3 protein-coding genes are annotated in these 1,930 nt (G+C 75.1%); 2 read left to right on the forward strand and 1 reads right to left on the reverse strand.

Annotated features, from left to right (window positions below; genetic code table 11):
* On the forward strand, positions 1-297 hold a 297-nt coding region (locus tag ACFU6K_RS38000; RefSeq protein WP_380671077.1), incomplete at its 5' end, for a DAK2 domain-containing protein.
* 9 nt (positions 298-306) lie between these two features.
* Here the strand turns inward: ACFU6K_RS38000 and ACFU6K_RS38005 are convergent.
* A complete protein-coding gene (locus ACFU6K_RS38005) occupies positions 307-1,479 on the reverse strand; it encodes a PP2C family protein-serine/threonine phosphatase (RefSeq protein WP_380671079.1) in 1,173 nt (390 codons plus the stop codon).
* Between the two features lie 193 nt (positions 1,480-1,672).
* Between ACFU6K_RS38005 and ACFU6K_RS38010 the strand changes: the two genes are divergently transcribed.
* Positions 1,673-1,930: heavy-metal-associated domain-containing protein (locus ACFU6K_RS38010; RefSeq protein WP_380671081.1), on the forward strand; the 258-nt coding region annotated here is incomplete at its 3' end.

The following is a 1,930-nucleotide window of genomic DNA, read 5'->3' on the forward strand; positions in this document are numbered from 1 at the left end:
GGTGGTGCTCGTCCACGGCTGGGCCGCGTCCCGGACCGTGTGGCACGCCACCGCGCACCAGCTGGCGGCGGCCCGGCACACGGTCGAGGACGTGGTGCTGCCGCCCGTCGCCCCGCCGCCCCCCGCGCCGCCGCAGCCGCCGACGCCGCCGAACAGGGCGCCCGCGACACCGTCCCCCTCCAGGCCCGCAAGGGCCGCGCCTCCTACCTCGGCGAACGCAGCATCGGCCACCAGGACCCGGGCGCCACCTCCACCGCCCTCGTCTTCCGCACCCTCGCCGACGTCACCGCCACCTGACCCCCTCCCTCACCCGTCCGTCCGCGCGATCAGCAGCAGCAACGCGTCGTCCCGCAACTCCCCGCCCGTGTGCGCCAGCAGGTCCGCGTACACCCGTCCGACCGCCGTCTCCAGCTCCCCCTCCGAGCGCGCGGCTCCCCGCACCAGCGGCCCGACCCGCTCCGCCAGCGGGTAGAACTCCCCGCTCGTGCGGTGCCGCGCCTCGATCACCCCGTCCGTGCAGAGCACCAGCACGTCGTCCGCCCCGAAGGGCTGTGCCCAGGTGGTCGGCTCCCCCGCCGCCAGCCGGCCGAGGCCCAGCGGCACCCACGGGTCGGGCGCGTCCAGCACGTGCGCCCGCCCCTCGTGGTCCACCCGGATCGGCGGCACGTGCCCGTACTGCAGCAGCTCCATCGCCCCGGGCGTTCGGAACTCCGCGAACAGCGCCGTGGTGAACTCCCCGTCCGGCACGTGCCGTTCGACGCTGGCCTCGATCCGCGCCGCGACGCCCCGCAGTCCGGCCTCGTCGTACGCCGCCTCGCGGAACGCGCCCAGCACCACGGCCGCGGTCTGCACGGCGGCCAGTCCCTTGCCCCGGACGTCCCCGACCGCGACCCGGGTGCCGTGCGGCGTCTCCAGCACGGAGTACAGGTCCCCGCCGATCCGTGAGGCGTCCGCCGCCGACACGTACCGCACCGCGAGCCGCAGCGGCCCGACGGTCGGCCCGGGCAGTTGCAGCAGGGCCCGCTGGGCGGCCTCGGCGACGGAGCTGACGGCCGCGAAGGCCGCCGCGCGCCGCATCCGGATCTTGGCGACCCAGGCCGAGAACAGCGTCAGGACGACGTAGCTGACCATCGCCCCGTACAGGAAGCGGGCGTCGTTGATGTTGTCGACCTCGTCGTGGTGGCTGAGCCCGAACACCGTGACCAGCCCGAGCGAGCAGACCAGCAGCAGCTCGCGGGGTTTCAGGGTCAGCGCCGCGACGGTCGGCACCACGGTCATCAGCGGCGCCAGGTAGCGGTCCTTGCCGGAGAGGAAGTCCGCGAGCCCGACGAGCAGGACGGCGATCAGCGCCGGGGTGGCGCGTCGCCAGAACGGCACGTCCTGGAGGTCGGCGGCGAGCAGGGCGCCGCGCTGCCGGTCCGGCGGCAGTCCGGCTGCCGTGGGGGCCGAGGGAGACTGGGCGCGGCGGAGCGGAAACACATACCGAACATAAGGGACGATCACGGCGGAGGCCCGACCGGCCCTGGCCCCCGGTGTTCCCGGGGCGATCCGGGCGCCCCACCCCCACCATTCCCGGAATACCCTGGAGGGGTATGGTGTTGTCAGAAGAGTCGTTGCCAGCGCCGCGCCCCGGGCGAACACCCGGGCCGCCCGGACCTCCCGGAGGCCCCCGATGTCCAGCACCATCACCTACACCGTGTCCGGCATGAGCTGCGGCCACTGCGAGAAGGCGATCAGCGAGGAGGTCTCCGCCCTGGCCGGGGTCACCGAGGTCGCCGCCGACGCCACGGCCGGGACCGTGACGATCTCCTCCGCCGCCCCGTTGGACGACGAGCAGGTGCGCGCCGCGATCGACGAGGCCGGCTACGAGCTGGTCGGCCGCAGCGCCTCCACCCGGCGCGGGGTGAACGCCTTGGAGACCAGCCGGCGC

Source organism: Kitasatospora sp. NPDC057512 (genome assembly GCF_042802135.1).
GTDB lineage: Bacteria > Actinomycetota > Actinomycetes > Streptomycetales > Streptomycetaceae > Kitasatospora.